This window comes from Fusibacter fontis (assembly GCF_055378735.1).
The window spans coordinates 798,566-815,285 of the sequence record NZ_AP042445.1; the positions used below are offsets into that span (position 1 = coordinate 798,566).

A 16,720-nucleotide genomic window follows, 5' to 3' on the forward strand; every position below is an offset into this window, starting at 1 on the left:
CGTCAATCTAACTGTCCATCTATTCCGATTCGATAAACATTCTCCTCAGTATAAACCTTAAATTTACTGTGTTTTTTTAGACTTAAACCATCTGCTTCATAATCTTTGATATAATTCACAACAACCTCTGTATAATTGACATAGCCAAAAGAATATGAAGTACCGAGTTCATACTCATTAAACTTTTTCTTATAAGCATTTGCGTATCGCACAAAGGTACTATAATCTAATGTCTGCATGGTTTCTTTTGTCAGCAAACTATAAGCTAAATCATATCGCATTGTGTTCATATAAGTAATAAAATCAATGACGATATCCGTTGGTGTGACTTGTTTTTGATAGACTAGACTTTCTCTTTTGACAAGTGGTTTGTTTAAGTTAAATCCATTTAACGCTTTATCAATATACTTGCCATCCACAAGGAACTGGACGGATTTTATTTGATTTGTGTCCGTAACACTGTTTACAATAGACCAAATATAAAGCGACAACTGATTGTCATCTAACAACCGCCCAAGTGCATCATTTTTTACAAAGTTTATATAGCAAGTTTCACCAATTAAATCCACTGACTCAAATTCAATCGGATAAATAAAAATAGATGAATATAGCTTATTTTCAGCACCTAACTGGATTGCGTCTAAAATTGCAGCTCCATAATTATCGTTATCTACTTGGATCATTTTGTTTTCAACTCTAAGTTCATTTTCAAATACAAAATATAAATTTGTATTCATCTTAATGCTACCATGTTCAGGTGATATATAATGTGTGGTTTCAAGAACTTCATAATGAATATTGACATTTGAATACAAAAAACCTACAAGTCCGACTATTATTAAGATCGCAATAATCATATATGGAAATTTCATGCTTTACTCCAATCCTCTACTTTTTAGGGAGTGTTATTGTCACTTGAGTCCCTTCACCTAACTGACTTGTAACTGAAATCGATCCCTGATGCAATTGAATAATTTGCTGAGCGATGGCTAACCCAAGTCCAGTTCCGCCTGTTTTTCGCGCTCTCGCTTCATCAACGCGGTAAAAACGATCGAAAATAAATGGGAGATCTTTTTCAGGTATTCCAATGCCAGTATCATTGACACGAATAATAATATCTTCACGGTTTTCTTCTAAATCTACCGAAACTGAACCGTTTTCAGGTGTATATTTAACCGCATTACCAATAATATTTAAAAGACATTGTTGCATTTTTTCTTGATCCAGTTGAATCTGAATTTTATTTGTCGCATTGAGAGATAAATGGATGTCTTTTTTAAGAGCAATTGGATTGAGTGTTTTTATAACCCATTCAATTAAATAATTTACGTAAGTCGTACTGTAATCCAATTCAAGCTCATCTTTTTCTACGCGTACGAGGTAAAGTAAACTATCAATAATTTTATTGAGACGGTCAATTTCTGTGTTAATGTCTTGCATAAATTCTCGATAAACAGGCTCTTCCCAACTTGGAGAAGATAACAATGTATCCGAGACAATTTTCATAGATGTCATGGGCGTTCTAAGTTCATGAGATACGTTTGAAACAAATTTTTTACGCCTCTCTTCAACTTGATAGAGTTTAGTGGTCATCATATTGAATGCTTTTCCAAGCTCTCCAATTTCATCGATGCCTTCAATTTCCACTTTTGTATCGTATTTCCCTAACGTAATCGTTTTAACGGAATCTGTTAATCGTTCAATTGGTTTTGAAATAATATCTGCAAATAAAATACTAATAAAAATTGAGATTAAGATTGCCATCGAGAATATGATGTATAGCTTATCCATAAATTTACTGATTTCATCGAAAATATAGTTTGCTTCTACAGAAACGAATACAGTTCCAACTACGATATCTCGATCAATAATTGGCACAGCAGAATAAAGCAAATAATCCCCTTTATATGAATATATATCAGAGGATGCATTGCCTTTTAAAGCATTTGCTATTTCATTATTTTTAATCGTATCCTGTTTTAATTCATCAAAAGAATCAACGATGACAACACCCGCCTGATCCACAACGATTGCTCTGGATTTATACTCAACGCTACTTTGCTTAACAATATCCTCTATATATTTTAAGGTATACTCATTATCAACATTATTGATAAATGGTGAAATCTGAGTTGCAAGAAAAGCCGTATGATTTAGCGTACTGTCTTTTGCTTCTTCTACATTTGTCTTTATCATAGAGTCTCTTACAAAAAACGTGGTGAGAAGCATGACAAAGGTTATCAATATTAAATAGGTGGAAACAAGTTTCCACCTAATACTTTTAAAGAACTCTTTTCTTTTTATTTTTGAAATAATACCCAACGCCCCATTTCGTTAAAATGTAATCCGGTTGTGAAGAGTTAGATTCAATTTTTTCTCTAAGTCTTCTAATGTGCACGTCAACTGTACGAACATCACCAAAATACTCATAGCCCCAAATTGTTTCAAGCAACTCTTCTCTTGAATAAACTTTTTCTTCGTTTAATATGAGCAATAAAAGTAAATCAAACTCTTTTGCAGTTAAATTTACTTGCTGTCCATTAATGGTTACCTTGCGGCCTAAAGTATTGATATTGAAATCTCCAATATTCAATACGTTTGATGACATCGTTTGATCGTTCACTTGTACACGTCTTAAAATCGCTTTAATTCTGGCTTTAAGCTCAAGCATATTAAACGGTTTTGTAATGTAATCATCTGCACCATACTCAAGTCCAAGCACTTTACTTGAATCGTCATCTTTAGCAGTTAGCATTAAAATAGGAACCATTAATTTTTCGCGAACTTTTTTACAGACCTCAAGTCCGTCCATACCAGGCAACATTAAATCTAAAATAACAGCATCATAAGAATTTTGAAGAATTTTATCATATGCTTCTTTGCCATCCACTGCTGTCTCTACTTCATATCCTTCTTGTTCAAGGCTAAATCTTAAACCTTTTAATAAGATAGGTTCATCATCAACCACTAAAATTTTTTCAGCCATGTGTACACTCCAATCATTTTTTAATCAGGGTTCTGGTATTATCATCACGTAATGTAAGTTGAATTGTGTCGAAATGTTCCAGCAACATCACTGTCGATTTTCTAGAGATATTTAAAAGATCTCGATACTCACTAACTGTAATGTGACCATTCTTATTAAGATAATCCAAAAGCAAGTTTTTATATTCTAAATATAATTCATAACGTATAATACTCTCATCATTAATTTTAACAAGATTTTGAATATTAATCAAATGATATAATATCTCTTTAAGAAGATTTTTATTAAATTCAAGTGAAAATACGTCTTTTATAGGCACTATTTTTTGTGAATGGGCACTCATTAAGTCACTGATCGCTTGAATTGCTTGTAACTGTTCTTTTGTATAGATAATTTTTGTATCTTTTAATGTGAAGCGATGATTCATTTCAAGAATTTCATTTGACTGAATCATACGGTCTAAAATAGAAGAAAATACGGCTTTATCAAATACATATGGCGAAAAATGTTGCGATAATTTCGAGCGTAATGTTTCTTTTAATAGTCCCGTGCTAAGTGGATGCTGTTTGAATTCTTTTTCAATTTCAAATACAATGGCTTGAGATATTTCATTCCAATTATTTGAGGTCATCCAATCGTTAGAATTTAATTGAATTAACTCCCTTTCGTCTTTTAATGTACAAAATTGCTCCTGCAGTTCTTCTTGAGACAAAGACAACTTAGCAGCGAAATTATGTGAATATTGAAATACCAACGGTTCTCTTCTAATAAAAGACAATAATTCGGATTCAATCAAATCAAGTTGTTTGCCTCGTTTCTTAGCATGTGTCGTCAGAATTTTACCGCCACCTAAAGTCGTTACAGGTGAATATGAGCGCAATATAATCGCATCATTTGCTTTGCAGTAAATGGGTGTTTCAAGCCTTAATTGAACAATATAAGTGTGATTGGGCTGTAAGGGTTCACTTTTTTCAGTCACAAGCCTACAAAGAATTTCTTTAGTCCCATGATATAGTTTTAAACGTTGCCAATGATGCACTGGAGACTCTATATCATCCACTTCAAAAGTAACGTCAATGATATAACTTGGATCGTACGAAGTAATGGATGTAACTAAATCCCCTCGATGAATTTCATCGTACTCTAATGAAATATTCAGAGCTGTTCTTTGACCAAATTCAGCAATTTCCACAGATTTCCCATAAACTTGAACGTCTTTAACCCTTAATTTTTTCTCAGAAGGATACACCTGTAACGAATCGCCTTTTTTAATCTGACCTTCGATGAGGGTACCCGTGATAATGGTTCCAAATCCTTTTGAAGTAAATTTGCGATCCACAAAAAGTCGCGTGGCACTTGATGACTTATTTTCAATGGGTTCTAATAGTATTTCCGTGATCCGCTTGATGATATTTTTGTGCGTTTCAGGTTGATAAACGGAGAAATGTTCAATAGAAAACTGTTCAAGGGGCGAATCCATTATGAGCGTATTTACTGAAGCTGTTACTCGCTGAAGTTGCTGATCATCCACTAAATCGCACTTTGTCAAAAGCACAAATCCTCGATTCAAATTTAAATGTTTTGCGATATTAAAATGTTCAATAGTTTGGGGTTTGATGCCTTCATCAGCGGCTATAACAAGAATAATGGCATCCATTCCCATAGCGCCTGCAATCATAGCTTTCACAAATTTTTCATGTCCAGGTACATCTATAAAGCCAACAGTCTGCCCATTCGGTAAGTCGAGATGAGCATAACCGTTTTCGATTGTTATACCGCGAATTTTCTCATCTTTAAGTCGATCCGTCTCAATGCCTGTGAGTGCTCTGACAAATGAGGTCTTACCGTGATCGACATGCCCTGCAGTACCAAAAACAAAATGACTATTCATAGCGTTCACCAATAATAGCAAACTCTAGCGCATCCATAAGGGCTTCAAAATCATCATCAAAAATCGTTCTAAAGTCAAATACAAGAGCGTCTTCTTGAATCTTGCCTACAACTGGAATTTCATGCATTCTTAGCAAATACTGAACGGTATTCAGATTTAAATCCCCTCTTAAACAAAGACCATATGAAGGTAATATTTCACCAGGTAAAGCCCCTCCACCGACGGTTGATTGAACCGATTCAATGGTATAACGCATTCCAAGAAGGTCAAGGCGATTCTGATTGCATTTTATGAAATGATTGACTTTTTCTAATATATCATCTGCCTGTAATGACAACATATTGAGCGTTGGAATATGTTCAATGGCGCGTTCTTCAGACAAATATAACATGAGCGTATCTTCTAGTACTGCTAAAGATAGTTTATCTACTCTTAAAGCACGAAGTAGTTGATTTTTTTTAAGTGCATCTATATACTTTTTCTTTCCAACGATAATGCCAGCTTGACTTGCTCCTAAAAGTTTATCACCAGAAAATGAAAGTAAATCTACGCCTGAATTTAAGCATTCGATAATAGACGGTTCACGTTTTATGCCGAATGGACTCAAATCTAATAATTCACCACTCCCTAAATCCTCATAAAATATGATGTCATGCTCTTGGCATAACTCTGAAAGTTCAGTTCTTTCAACCGTATGAGTAAATCCTATAATTTCATAATTACTCGTGTGTACCTTTAAAATCATCCCCGTATCATTGGAGATGGCATCTTGAAAGTCTTTTAAATGAGTTTTATTGGTAGAGCCTACTTCGATGAGTTTAGCGCCACTCGCTTTCATCACTTCGGGTATTCTAAAAGACCCCCCGATCTCAACGAGTTCACCTCTGGAAATAATAACCTCTTTTTCTTTTGCAAATGTGCTCAATATGAGCATCACGGCAGCTGCATTATTATTGACAACAAGTGCAGATTCAGCATGCGTTAATTGACATAAAAGGGATTCGATATGAGCATATCGAGATCCTCTACGTCCTTTGTCTAGATCGAATTCTAGATTATTATAGTGCATCATGGTATCCACCAAATGACGAATAGATGTTTTAGAAAGTACAGACCGTCCTAAGTTCGTATGAATCACAATACCGGTTCCGTTAATGACGCGTTTCATTCTATGTTGTTGGGTCTGCTTAATTTGAGTCACTATAATGGCAATTAGCTGTTCTGTGTCCACAGTTTGAGCTTCTCCTGAGATCAAATCCTTTCGTAGTTGAGACAGTGCATGTTGAATCATATCTTTTACAAAATCACCATCAAGATCATACTGAAATTCTTTTTGTATTGTTTCTAAAAGTACATCTACTTTAGGGATTTGTCTAAGTCGTTCATTAAGTGTTTGCACTGTCTACCTCCTATTTTATCTCAATATAAATCCTTGTATCCTCTTGCAAATGTGACTCTAAATTCGATTTTGTTTCAAACTGTTGTACAACTTGACCAATAACAGCACATGGCAGTTGATATTTTAAAGATAATTCATTTAAAAATGATGCTGCTTCTCCCATAGGAATTGAAAATAATAACCCCCCTGAAGTTTGGGGATCATAACAAATATCTATTAAGGCTTCACGAATTGATGCGTCAAAATGAATATATTTTTCCGCATGATATCGATTGGTATAGGCACCAGCCGGAATGATTCCCATCTCAGCAAACTCAAAAGCTCGTTCTATCACAGGAATAGATGTACTTTCAACTTCTAGTTTTACGCCACTTCCTTTTGCCATTTCGAGCAAATGTCCCAAAAATCCAAACCCTGTAACATCGGTACATGCATGCACGCTGTATTTTTCGCGTGCAATTTCAACTGGAATTTTATTGAGTGTAGACATATATTGGGTTACTTCTTGAATATCAGAAGTGTTTAGTAAATCTTCTTTTAATGCAGTGGTTAAAATGCCCATTCCGAGTGGTTTTGTCAATATAAGGACATCCCCTACTTGTAATCCAACATTTCTCCATATTTTTTCAGGATGAACAATGCCCATAACAGATAATCCATACTTAGGTTCATCGTCTTGTATGGAATGTCCACCAACCAGTAATGCATTTGCTTCTTTTACTTTATCCGCACCACCGCGCATAATTTCCTTTAAAATACTGACATCTAAACAATTGGGAAACCCAACAATATTCATCGCTACAGTTGGCTGTCCTCCCATCGCATAAACATCACTTAAAGCATTTGCAGCTGCAATCATGCCAAAATCATAAGGATCATTTACAATGGGTGTGAAAAAATCAAGTGTCTGTATAATGGCTTGTTCTTCATTTAATTGATAAACAGCTGCGTCATCGGATGTTTCAAACCCTACGAGAAGGTGTTCGCTGTTAAATTGAGGTAAATCACACAAAACTTGTGCGAGTGTCTCAGGACCAATTTTAGCCGCTCAACCAGCTGTTTTTGAATAGGATGTTAATTTGACCATGATTTACCTCCTTCATAATGTTATATAAGTATTATACCAAGTGATGATAAAAACACAAATTTTCTTTATGGATTCATCAGTTTAAAAAGTTTTTTTTCACCGATACCTTTTACTTCCAATAACTCATCAAAACTTGATAGAGTTCCTTTTTGTTGAATAAATGTGTAAATTGCTTGAGCTGTGACTTCACCCACTCCAGAAAATGTCATAAATTCCTCTACACTCAACTTAGAAAATGCTTCAATTGTATAATATTTACCCGTTTCTTTACTAAAGGCCATCCGTGTTTCAGGTTTAGGTTCTGCAGTAGAATCTGCAGTAGATTCAGTAGGAATTTCTGTAGGAATTTCTGTAGTAGGTTCCGTAGAAATCATTGTGGTTTTTTCAATTGATTTCGTTTCAATAGCTCCAGATGCTTCTTCATTTGTACTTGAACTCTGTATAGCTTGTGGTGAGGTTGCTATCATCATGTCGTTTTGCTGACTCATTGAAGTGATTCTTGAGACAATAAATATGATGACAATTACAAAAAGGACGATGTTCATAGGATCTTGACGTTTTAATGCTCCAAAAACAGACTTAGCTAGTTGTTTTATATCGATTTTTTTCATTCTTCCCTCCAAAATGGAAATATATTCCATTTTATCATAATATTATGATTTTAAAAAGTGTCATTATCCCTTATAATAGGAATATACATTTTTAGGAGGCATTTTTAATGTTTTTAACAAAGAACCACCGTCATATAACTTTAAAACTCAAACAATTCATCGTAGTATTTTTTATATTTACACTTATTTCATCGACACAAGTGGTATTTGCATCAGAATATGACATTCAAGGTAGTGATTTGGTCGGTGAGTCTGCCGTTTTAATCAATCAAGACACTGGTCAGGTTCTCTTTGATAAAAATGCAAATCAGCCGATGTTTCCTGCTAGTACTACAAAAATACTGACAGCTATCATCTTGCTTGAAGACAAATCCATTGATGAAATCGTTACGATAGATGATCATTCTCCATATGCAGGTGGGAGTGCCATTGCATTGGTACCAGGTGAACAACTGACTGTATTTCAACTTCTCAATGCTTTGCTTATCACGAGTGCAAATGATGCGGCAGAAGCTTTAGCGATTTATCATTCGGGATCAATTGAAGCATTCGCAAATGTTATGAATACAAGAGCTGCTGAAATGGGCGCAATCAATTCAAATTTTGTCAATCCACACGGGATGCCTGACCCGAATCACGTCACTACTGCTTATGACCTGTCAATGATTGCAAAGTATGCCATGAAAAATGAAACATTTAGACAAATTGTTAAAACAACTCGTTTTGAAATACCGCCTACAAACTTAAAGTCAGAAACACGTTATCTCAATGGAACTAACAGTTTTTATCAAGGTTTAGAAGGCAGTAATGAAAAAATCACTGTACGTGGTAAGAAAGTTCCAATTGCCTATGAATACGTCACTGGAATTAAGCGTGGTTACACGGATGAAGCGCAAAGTTGTCTTGTAAGTTCTGCAACGATCGACAATCGCTCGTATATTTCAGTCGTTCTAAAATCAAATGGCAATCTAATGTATCAAGATACGCGATTATTGCTGGATTTAGGGTTATTTGGAGTCAAATCAACGCAGTTATTTGATTCAAACACAGTTATTGATACCGTCTCTTTAAATGACAGTAAAAAAACACAAATTCCATTAATTTCTGAAATCCCCATCGTAGTCGACTTATCTGAAAGTATTGATCCAAGTACATTAATTAAAAAGATTAATATACAATCCGATATCGACTTACCAGTGAAAGCTGGTGAAAAGCTTGGTACAATCTCAGTTTATAATGGAGATACCCTTTTATTATCCACCCCACTCGTTTCTCAAAATGATTTCTCAGCTGGTGATCTTTTAAATAATAAAACAACTTTTTTCAGCACGCAAGATCGTCCGTTATTTTCACTTAAGTGGTTTCTTTTTATTTTTACGAGAGTTTTCATTGCTTTAATTCTTTGGAGAACCATCATGACGTTTATTCGTTTAAGAAAATTGAAAAGAAAGAAAAAACAAAAAAAGACGACTCAGCCTAAACTACAAAATACATCGAAATAAATATTGCTTAAATTCTTTATTAATGCTTCATTTAAATAAAAAAAAGCTCAAAAAAAATCCAGTCAATATGAAAGTGATTACAGCAGTTGCTTAACTGTATAGATCAAATCATATTACTGGATTTATTTTTATTTTATCACTAACATTAAGTGTTCTAACATCGAGTGCTTTAAAAGTTTATCGACAGCATTCTATTTTGTTATCCTTTATATGCGATCATTTCAATTTCAACATCTGCAAGCAAAGGAAGATTTGCAACTTCGTAAGCGGCTCTGGCAGGTTTATGATCAGCAAAATATTCAGCATAAACAGAATTCATGTCTGCAAATTCTTTAATATCATTCATTAAAACAGTTACTTTAACCACTTGATTCAGCGAACTACCAGCTGCTTCTAAAATTGCTTTTGCATTTTCAAGCGATTGACGCGTCGCAGCCTTAATATCACCTTTTACGAGCTCTTTTGATTCTGGGTTAATTGGTAATTGACCAGATACATAAACAAATGAACCTGCTTCAATTGCCTGTGAATAAGGTCCTACAGCAGCTGGTGCCTTATCCGTTGAAATCACTTTTAACATGTTGAATACCTCCCAAGATTTACTTTTGTTCTCTGATGCCATCTAAATAATTGTAAATAGTATATCTCGAAACTTGAAGTGCATTTGCGACATAATCAATCGCACCTTTAATCAGGAAAACGCCCTTATCTTCAAGGTCCTTAACAATGTTAACTTTTTCATCTTTTGTTAAATAAATAACAGGACGCCCAAATTTATGAATGGTTCCTTCAACAATATCATAAAGGACATCATTGACTTTGTTAATTTCACCAATCACTTCGACTTCTTTTTCATCTACTTTGCAAAGTTCATTCATGATGTTACGCGCACTCAGCATATCTGTAATATCAAAATTGATGCACATACATCCTATGATCGCTTGATTTTCATCTTTAATAAATGTCGTTGTGGATTTCAACTCACGACCTAATGTGCTTTTTCCTGTATAATTGTAAACGTCATGGCCTTCTTGATGTTTATTAATTTTTTTAAGAATTGAATCTGTCATCTGAGTTTCAATTGTTCTACCAGTAACATGTCCATTAAATATTGCAACAATTGAATGGTCAATATTGTTGAAATCGTGTATAACAACTTCGCAATTTGAACCAAATGTTTCAGCGACTCCTTTAGCAATTGGGATAATTGCTTCTAACATGGGATGAATTGTTTTTTCCATAAAAACTCCTTGTAATAGTCTGATTTTTCATTTTATTGGACTATTTTATAACAAATCAGAAATAAAATCAAACTCTAACTGCATCATTCCAAATTCTTTCAATGGAATAATAATCACGCATTTCTTCGTTAAAAATATGAACGACGATATCTCTATAATCAAGTAATATCCATCCACCTTGTGATGTACCTTCTCTGTGTTTCATGGGTACATTTTCAACTTGCATCGTCTTTTCAACATAATCTGACAACGCACCAATATGTGTTGAAGAAGTTCCAGTTGCGATGATAAAATAGTCTGCTAAAGGGCTAATTCCCTTGACACATAATACAGATAAATCTCGCGCTTTTTTATCATCTAGTATAGTGTGAATCTTTTGTGATAGCTCTAAAATTTGATCCATTTATGTCTCCATTCTGCTCTTCATGATGGTTTGAATCATTTGTTCCGTATTGCTATGACGTAATTGTTCATATTTTTGATCACGGCTTAGTTGATTATATGCCAAAATGGCATGATCAATATCTTGAAATGCCAAATATCGGAGATAATTGACACCTTCAAAAGTTCGTGTAGGTTCAATTGTATCTGAAATATAAATGATTTTGCTCAATAAACTCATATCCTTATATCCGTATGTATGCCATTTGATTGCATCTAAAATGTCATCATCGGTCATTCCAAAGTCATCTTTAAGGACAATTGCGCCCACTTCTCCATGAGCGAGATTTGGATTATTTTGGATACAGGGATCCAGAAAAATTTGATTATTTGAAATATATCGTAGCATTCGATCGTTCGAATATTCCTTTGCAATGTCATGACATAGGCCAGCCATTTCTGCTTTCATGCTGTCGCAACCATATATCAATGCAAGTTTATATGCAAAGTGTGCAGTTTCAACAGAATGTTTATATCGATGGGATGATAAATGATCATGTAAATACGCATTTAAGCGTGCAAAATCCGGATGATGTTCCCGATAAATAAACGTTTGATGAATGTATTTTTCGACTTTTGAGGGCAATAAATAATCAATACTCAGCCCATTTGCAATTCTATTTCTTATATCCGTAGAACTAATTGCCAATGCAGGAATCTTACAAATTTTGATACTCGCTTGATACTTGGCCTTAAGCTCTTCAATTTTTAGCTCTAAATCTGTTTCATTGATTCCAGGTCTGGTTGCACCAATAAAAGTCACCATTTGCATGAGTGACTCAAAATCTTTCCACGTTTCAAGTAAGATAATCGCATCTGCTCCAGTAATAAAAAAGAGTTCATCATGCTCGCTTAAGGTTTCTCTAATCTTGCGAACCGTATCAATTGTATAAGTGGTACATTCTTGACAGACTTCAATGTCAGAAACCATAAAATTTGGATGAGAATGTGTCGCCAATCGAACCATTTCAAGTCGATGAAATTTGTCCGCTGAGCCAGCAGTTTTTTTGTGTGGTGCCTGCCCAACGGGAATAAACAAAATATAATCAAGTTGGAAACTCGTTCTAATTTGTTCTGCTAACATTAAGTGCCCGTAATGTATTGGATCAAAAGTGCCACCCATTAAACCAATTCTTTTTCCATATACATTCGTTTTTACTAGCATGATTATTGTCCTCTTTTACCAGTTTTTTCAGTTGTGACTTTTTTAAAGCTTGGTTTAAAAAATGCTTTAATCTTTGCTTTTTCTTCTGCTTCTTTTTCAGCTTTTCTCGCTTTAATTGCAGAACGTTTTCCATGGAGAGGTCTTGATACCTTACCACCTTTTTTAGTCACTCGAACTTCGCCTTTTCCTGCAGCTGCTTTACGTTGTAAGTTCATTTTTACTCGTGAATTATCAGCTCCTGGAATTTCTAACATTGGATCAATTCTCGATTGGCGATAGATGACAAATTTATTTCCAATCGCTTGAACAAACTCTGCATTTAATGCATTTGCAACTTCAATTGCAGCATGTTCTGCAGATTCCATACTATTATCTAACACATTAATTTTAATTAACTCATGTTGATCTAACAATACACTCACTTGATCTAAAAATGCATCTGAAATACCATCTTTTCCAAGTTGCGTTAATGGTTTTAAATTATGTGCTAATCCTTTTAAATAACTTCTTTGTTTTCCTGTTAACATAATATCTCCTATCTAGCGCATCAATCGTAGAATTCAAATTCTAAATCAAATATTCTTACTGTATCGCCGTCAACAATGCCCATTTCTCTTAAATGATCAAATACGCCACTCATTTTTAGCGCATTTTGGAATCTTCTTAAAGACTCAATATCTTCAAGATTTGTGGAGTATAATAATCGATCAATGTAATCGCCTTCAACACAGTAAACCTCTTCATCCATGAAATATCGAATATCTTTTTCATTTGATAGGTCTATTTGTTCTACATAGTAATCATCTTCATCAATGAGCGGTTCATCTGCTATGGTTTCAAGTAAAGTTGTAACGCGATTTAATATGGCATCTACCCCTTCACCAGTTGCTGCTGACATTGGAAACACTTCATATCCATCACTTTCAAGTTTGTTTTTAAACTGCGTATAAACTTCATCATCATATAATAAATCCATTTTATTGGCAGCGACAACTTGTTTTCGATGTGATAGTTTTGAGTTAAAACCAAATACTTCGGCATTAATTTTATGGAAATCTTCGTATGGATCTCGCCCTTCAAGTCCAGAAATATCAACGATATGAATAAGAACTCTCGTTCTTTCCACATGACGTAAGAAATCAAGACCTAGACCGATACCGTCCTTTGCACCTTCAATTAAACCAGGAATATCCGCAATTACGAAACTCTTGCCTTTAATGGCTTCTACGACACCAAGATTTGGTTGTAAAGTCGTAAAGTGATAATTTGCAATTTTAGGCTTAGCTTTCGTTGTAGCAGCTAAGAATGTTGATTTTCCAACATTTGGATATCCTAAAAGACCAACATCCGCTAACATTTTAAGTTCTAATGAAACTTGTCTTTCTCCGCCAGTAGTCCCTTTTTCTGCAAATGTAGGTGCTTGTCTCGTTGCAGTTGCAAAGTGTTGATTGCCTCTACCACCACGTCCACCTTGTGCGAGAATGACTTTTTGACCTAAGTCTTTTAAATCCGCTATAACTTTTCCAGTTTGAAGATCGCGAATAATCGTACCCTGTGGTACCTCGATGATGAGATCTTCAGCAGATTTACCGCTCATATTTTTCTTACCGCCATCTTCACCGGGTTCTGCAACATATTTTGTTTTATATCTGAAGTCCATTAACGTACGCATACTTTCGTTTACAACAGCAATCACGCTTCCGCCTCGACCACCATCACCACCATTAGGACCACCATCTGGTGCATATTTTTCTCTTCTAAAACTGACACGACCATTACCGCCATTGCCAGCTTTAATCGATATTTTCGCTACATCTACAAACATATTTCACCTCTTTTACGCTCTATATACACTATAAATCTTTTAAATAAAAATGTCCATCAAAGATGATGGACATTGGTTGGATTAAGCTTCATAAACGCTTACTTGTTTTTTATCTCTACCTTTGCGTTCGAATTTAACGACGCCGTCTACTTTAGCGAATAAAGTATCGTCTCCGCCAATACCAACGTTGTTACCAGGGTGAACCTTAGTGCCTCTTTGTCTTACTAAGATACTGCCTGCGCTAACAAGTTGACCATCAGCTCTTTTAACGCCAAGTCTTTTAGCCGCTGATTCACGACCATTTTTAGAAGAACCAACACCTTTTTTACTTGCAAATAATTGTAAGTTAAAAGTTCTTAACATCTCCCTGCACCTCCTTGATCTTAAGTTTAACGTACTTAGCATAAGTACGTTCAATACCTTCTATACCGACTCTAAACGTCCTAAATATAATATCTAGAACATCATTCAAATCACAATCTCTAACTTTTAATTCAAAATGACCACTTTCAATTTTAAGAAATAGTTTCTTTTCAGAAATGCCTCCGACAATTTCAACAGCATCAGCTAACGTAAGCGCTAGTGTCGATACTGCTGCACATACCAAATCTCTTCCGGGTTCTGCAGAGTAAGCATGTCCTGTGATTTTTACAGAAGCATAATGATCATTCTTAAGAGTTAACTCAACTTTAATCATGTTAATTATAAGCTGATTGATTCGATTTTAACTTTTGTATATGGTTGTCTGTGGCCTTGCTTTTTTCTGTAATCTTTTTTAGATTTGTATTTGAAAATGATTACTTTTGGAGCTTTGCCATTTTTAACTACAGAAGCTGTAACTTTAGCATTTGCTACTGCTTCGCCAAGTTGTAATCCATCTTCAGTAGAAACAGCCAATACAGATGTAAAATCAACTTTATCGCCTTCATTTACATTTAATTTTTCAACGAAGATTTCGTCTCCTTGTTGAACAGTGTATTGTTTTCCACCAGTTTGAATAATTGCGTACATATCGCACCTCCTCTATCCTTACTCGCCAATGTTGGTACACCTATAATCGATGTTTAAAGACCAACTATCGTGCGGCTACCCGAATAATATTATCACACCTCATATGCAATGTCAATCTTTGTACGTTCGAATTTTATATTTTTTAACTGATTCTGACGATTTTTTCAATTTAATCTTTAAATCAATGGATTGCAAAAAGTCATTTTGACGCATAAAAACATATAAATCTTCCTGCAGTTCTATTTCAACAGTAGAAGTATTTGTATGTTTCTTCAGTAATTTCAATGAACACAACAGCTCATAAAGTTCTAAATACATGTAATCAAACTCTTCGTAATTCTGACTTAACAACGCTTTTAACGACTCTTGTTCTCTTTTTCGCGTCATTTCAAGAATCCCTAACTTTGTAAAGCCTTCTAATGTAATTTGATTCTTTTTATTGTATCCATACTCAAGTAAATACTGTATGAAAGATTGTTTTTGTTCAAGTGTCATATCGACAAAATCCATTAAAATAACACCTGATACTTTATGAATCTGAAGCCAACCTAAAAATGCTTTTGCTGAAAGAGAGTTCACCTTGAACACGTAATCTGCCTTGTTTGTATTCATTGCATATTTTGCGGAGTTGACATCGACGATTGTAAACGCTTCAAGTTCATTGATCGTCAGTGAAATGCCTTCAGATGTCATAACCTTACTTTGTTTAACGACTTTTGAAAAATCCAAATTATGTTCATGTAATAATAGACTTGAATTTGTCTTAAGAAGTATTTTATTTTTTGCAACACCTGTCTCTAACATCCATTTTTGATCTTCCGTCGTATGAAGAATCACCTGATCTATTTCAAATTGTTGAATGATATCAGAAACATTAGAATTGAAAGTATTTGCTTTCCATAAACAGCGAGATGTATTGTGAAGAGGTACATCTTTGGTGATTGAATGCCATAGTTCTAATAAAATCTCAAGTTCACTTAATATATCGTCATCACTCACCAACAGATTCATCGCCGCGCTTCTGACAATTACACCTTGCCCAGCATCTAGTTTTACTGTGATTTCCTTCATTAAATCATCTAAAGGTCTACCATTTTGACTTTTTTTAGAAACTTTAATACCCGGGCTAAACGGCATAAATACAACATACTTGCCCGGTATGGAAATGTCATATGAAAGTTGAGCACCTTTAGATTGATATGGCAATTTGCTCACCTGCGTAAGAATGAGTTGTCCTTTTTTCACGAGTTGATCGAGCGGAATATGTTCATTTTTTTTAAGTGGAATTCCAAGTGACTTCAACAAATCTTTTCGCTGGATAAATGCATTTTCAGGTAATCGAATATCCACAAATGCACCACCTAAGTGTTCAGCTATTGTCACGACTTTCCCTAAATAAACGTCATTTAATAAGTTGGGTTTAAAGTGATTATCAACTTCTAGCGCTAAAACTTCTTTGGAATTTGTTTCAAATAAACAAGCGATGTCAACTATGGGGGTTCTTTCAATTATGAGTGTTTTCATGTAATCTCCACTATTATTTTACGCAAATTAATGTTTC

At 34.6% G+C, this 16,720-nt stretch carries 18 protein-coding genes; 1 reads left to right on the plus strand and 17 read right to left on the minus strand.

The window, feature by feature from the left end:
* Positions 1-2: 2 nt before the first annotated feature.
* From ACZ41W_RS03575 to ACZ41W_RS03605, 7 genes are all read right to left on the minus strand, one after another.
* Positions 3-872: a GerMN domain-containing protein gene (locus tag ACZ41W_RS03575; protein WP_464313511.1), complete on the minus strand. Its 870-nt coding sequence runs from the start codon at positions 870-872 to the stop codon at positions 3-5.
* A gap of 16 nt (positions 873-888) precedes the next feature.
* Positions 889-2,196, minus strand: coding sequence for a sensor histidine kinase (locus ACZ41W_RS03580; RefSeq protein WP_464313512.1), 1,308 nt, complete (start codon positions 2,194-2,196; stop codon positions 889-891).
* 85 nt (positions 2,197-2,281) lie between these two features.
* Complete coding sequence (locus ACZ41W_RS03585) at positions 2,282-2,986, minus strand: response regulator transcription factor (RefSeq protein ID WP_464313513.1); 705 nt, start codon at positions 2,984-2,986, stop codon at positions 2,282-2,284.
* A gap of 13 nt (positions 2,987-2,999) precedes the next feature.
* Positions 3,000-4,877 carry a selenocysteine-specific translation elongation factor gene (gene selB / locus ACZ41W_RS03590; RefSeq protein WP_464313514.1) on the minus strand — a complete coding sequence of 626 codons (1,878 nt, stop codon included), beginning with the start codon at positions 4,875-4,877 and terminating at the stop codon, positions 3,000-3,002.
* Positions 4,870-6,276, minus strand: coding sequence for an L-seryl-tRNA(Sec) selenium transferase (gene selA, locus ACZ41W_RS03595; protein WP_464313515.1), 1,407 nt, complete (start codon positions 6,274-6,276; stop codon positions 4,870-4,872). The genes selB and selA overlap by 8 nt, the downstream gene beginning before the upstream one ends.
* 10 nt (positions 6,277-6,286) lie before the next feature.
* On the minus strand, positions 6,287-7,363 hold the full coding sequence (gene selD, locus ACZ41W_RS03600; RefSeq protein WP_464313516.1) for a selenide, water dikinase SelD: 1,077 nt from the start codon (positions 7,361-7,363) through the stop codon (positions 6,287-6,289).
* 65 nt (positions 7,364-7,428) lie between these two features.
* A complete protein-coding gene (locus ACZ41W_RS03605; protein ID WP_464313517.1) occupies positions 7,429-7,974 on the minus strand; it encodes a ComEA family DNA-binding protein in 546 nt (181 codons plus the stop codon).
* 107 nt (positions 7,975-8,081) lie between these two features.
* Between ACZ41W_RS03605 and ACZ41W_RS03610 the strand changes: the two genes are divergently transcribed.
* Entirely contained in the window at positions 8,082-9,476 is a 1,395-nt protein-coding gene (locus tag ACZ41W_RS03610; protein ID WP_464313518.1) for a D-alanyl-D-alanine carboxypeptidase family protein, read from the plus strand.
* A gap of 199 nt (positions 9,477-9,675) precedes the next feature.
* Here the strand turns inward: ACZ41W_RS03610 and ACZ41W_RS03615 are convergent, their stop codons facing one another.
* The 10 genes from ACZ41W_RS03615 to ACZ41W_RS03660 form a co-directional block, all read right to left on the minus strand.
* A complete protein-coding gene (locus tag ACZ41W_RS03615) occupies positions 9,676-10,056 on the minus strand; it encodes a RidA family protein (RefSeq protein ID WP_464313519.1) in 381 nt (126 codons plus the stop codon).
* A gap of 19 nt (positions 10,057-10,075) precedes the next feature.
* A complete protein-coding gene (locus ACZ41W_RS03620; RefSeq protein WP_464313520.1) occupies positions 10,076-10,717 on the minus strand; it encodes a helix-turn-helix transcriptional regulator in 642 nt (213 codons plus the stop codon).
* Positions 10,718-10,784: 67 nt separating this feature from the next.
* A complete protein-coding gene (gene rsfS / locus ACZ41W_RS03625) occupies positions 10,785-11,120 on the minus strand; it encodes a ribosome silencing factor (RefSeq protein WP_464313521.1) in 336 nt (111 codons plus the stop codon).
* Positions 11,121-12,323: a nicotinate-nucleotide adenylyltransferase gene (gene nadD / locus ACZ41W_RS03630; RefSeq protein WP_464313522.1), complete on the minus strand. Its 1,203-nt coding sequence runs from the start codon at positions 12,321-12,323 to the stop codon at positions 11,121-11,123.
* Positions 12,324-12,325: 2 nt separating this feature from the next.
* On the minus strand, positions 12,326-12,850 hold the full coding sequence (locus ACZ41W_RS03635) for a YhbY family RNA-binding protein (RefSeq protein WP_464313523.1): 525 nt from the start codon (positions 12,848-12,850) through the stop codon (positions 12,326-12,328).
* A gap of 20 nt (positions 12,851-12,870) precedes the next feature.
* Complete coding sequence (gene obgE, locus ACZ41W_RS03640; protein WP_464313524.1) at positions 12,871-14,148, minus strand: GTPase ObgE; 1,278 nt, start codon at positions 14,146-14,148, stop codon at positions 12,871-12,873.
* 81 nt (positions 14,149-14,229) lie between these two features.
* Complete coding sequence (rpmA, locus tag ACZ41W_RS03645) at positions 14,230-14,511, minus strand: 50S ribosomal protein L27 (RefSeq protein WP_464313525.1); 282 nt, start codon at positions 14,509-14,511, stop codon at positions 14,230-14,232.
* The gene (locus ACZ41W_RS03650) at positions 14,495-14,845 is read right to left on the minus strand and encodes a ribosomal-processing cysteine protease Prp (protein WP_464313526.1); all 351 of its coding nucleotides are present in this window, start codon (positions 14,843-14,845) and stop codon (positions 14,495-14,497) included. The genes rpmA and ACZ41W_RS03650 overlap by 17 nt, the downstream gene beginning before the upstream one ends.
* A 5-nt stretch (positions 14,846-14,850) precedes the next feature.
* Positions 14,851-15,159, minus strand: coding sequence for a 50S ribosomal protein L21 (gene rplU / locus ACZ41W_RS03655; protein ID WP_464313527.1), 309 nt, complete (start codon positions 15,157-15,159; stop codon positions 14,851-14,853).
* Positions 15,160-15,270: 111 nt separating this feature from the next.
* On the minus strand, positions 15,271-16,683 hold the full coding sequence (locus tag ACZ41W_RS03660; RefSeq protein WP_464313528.1) for a ribonuclease E/G: 1,413 nt from the start codon (positions 16,681-16,683) through the stop codon (positions 15,271-15,273).
* Between the last annotated feature and the right edge of the window lie 37 nt (positions 16,684-16,720).

Bases quoted from the DNA above. Each gene is read 5' to 3' on its own strand.
- ACZ41W_RS03575 (WP_464313511.1), bottom strand. From the start codon at position 872: ATGAAATTTCCATATATGATTATTGCGATCTTAATAATAGTCGGACTT.
- ACZ41W_RS03580 (WP_464313512.1), bottom strand. From the start codon at position 2,196: ATGATAAAGACAAATGTAGAAGAAGCAAAAGACAGTACGCTAAATCAT.
- ACZ41W_RS03585 (WP_464313513.1), bottom strand. From the start codon at position 2,986: ATGGCTGAAAAAATTTTAGTGGTTGATGATGAACCTATCTTATTAAAA.
- selB (WP_464313514.1), bottom strand. From the start codon at position 4,877: ATGAATAGTCATTTTGTTTTTGGTACTGCAGGGCATGTCGATCACGGT.
- ACZ41W_RS03605 (WP_464313517.1), bottom strand. From the start codon at position 7,974: ATGAAAAAAATCGATATAAAACAACTAGCTAAGTCTGTTTTTGGAGCA.
- ACZ41W_RS03610 (WP_464313518.1), top strand. From the start codon at position 8,082: ATGTTTTTAACAAAGAACCACCGTCATATAACTTTAAAACTCAAACAA.
- ACZ41W_RS03615 (WP_464313519.1), bottom strand. From the start codon at position 10,056: ATGTTAAAAGTGATTTCAACGGATAAGGCACCAGCTGCTGTAGGACCT.
- ACZ41W_RS03620 (WP_464313520.1), bottom strand. From the start codon at position 10,717: ATGGAAAAAACAATTCATCCCATGTTAGAAGCAATTATCCCAATTGCT.
- rsfS (WP_464313521.1), bottom strand. From the start codon at position 11,120: ATGGATCAAATTTTAGAGCTATCACAAAAGATTCACACTATACTAGAT.
- nadD (WP_464313522.1), bottom strand. From the start codon at position 12,323: ATGCTAGTAAAAACGAATGTATATGGAAAAAGAATTGGTTTAATGGGT.
- ACZ41W_RS03635 (WP_464313523.1), bottom strand. From the start codon at position 12,850: ATGTTAACAGGAAAACAAAGAAGTTATTTAAAAGGATTAGCACATAAT.
- obgE (WP_464313524.1), bottom strand. From the start codon at position 14,148: ATGTTTGTAGATGTAGCGAAAATATCGATTAAAGCTGGCAATGGCGGT.
- rpmA (WP_464313525.1), bottom strand. From the start codon at position 14,511: ATGTTAAGAACTTTTAACTTACAATTATTTGCAAGTAAAAAAGGTGTT.
- ACZ41W_RS03650 (WP_464313526.1), bottom strand. From the start codon at position 14,845: ATGATTAAAGTTGAGTTAACTCTTAAGAATGATCATTATGCTTCTGTA.
- rplU (WP_464313527.1), bottom strand. From the start codon at position 15,159: ATGTACGCAATTATTCAAACTGGTGGAAAACAATACACTGTTCAACAA.
- ACZ41W_RS03660 (WP_464313528.1), bottom strand. From the start codon at position 16,683: ATGAAAACACTCATAATTGAAAGAACCCCCATAGTTGACATCGCTTGT.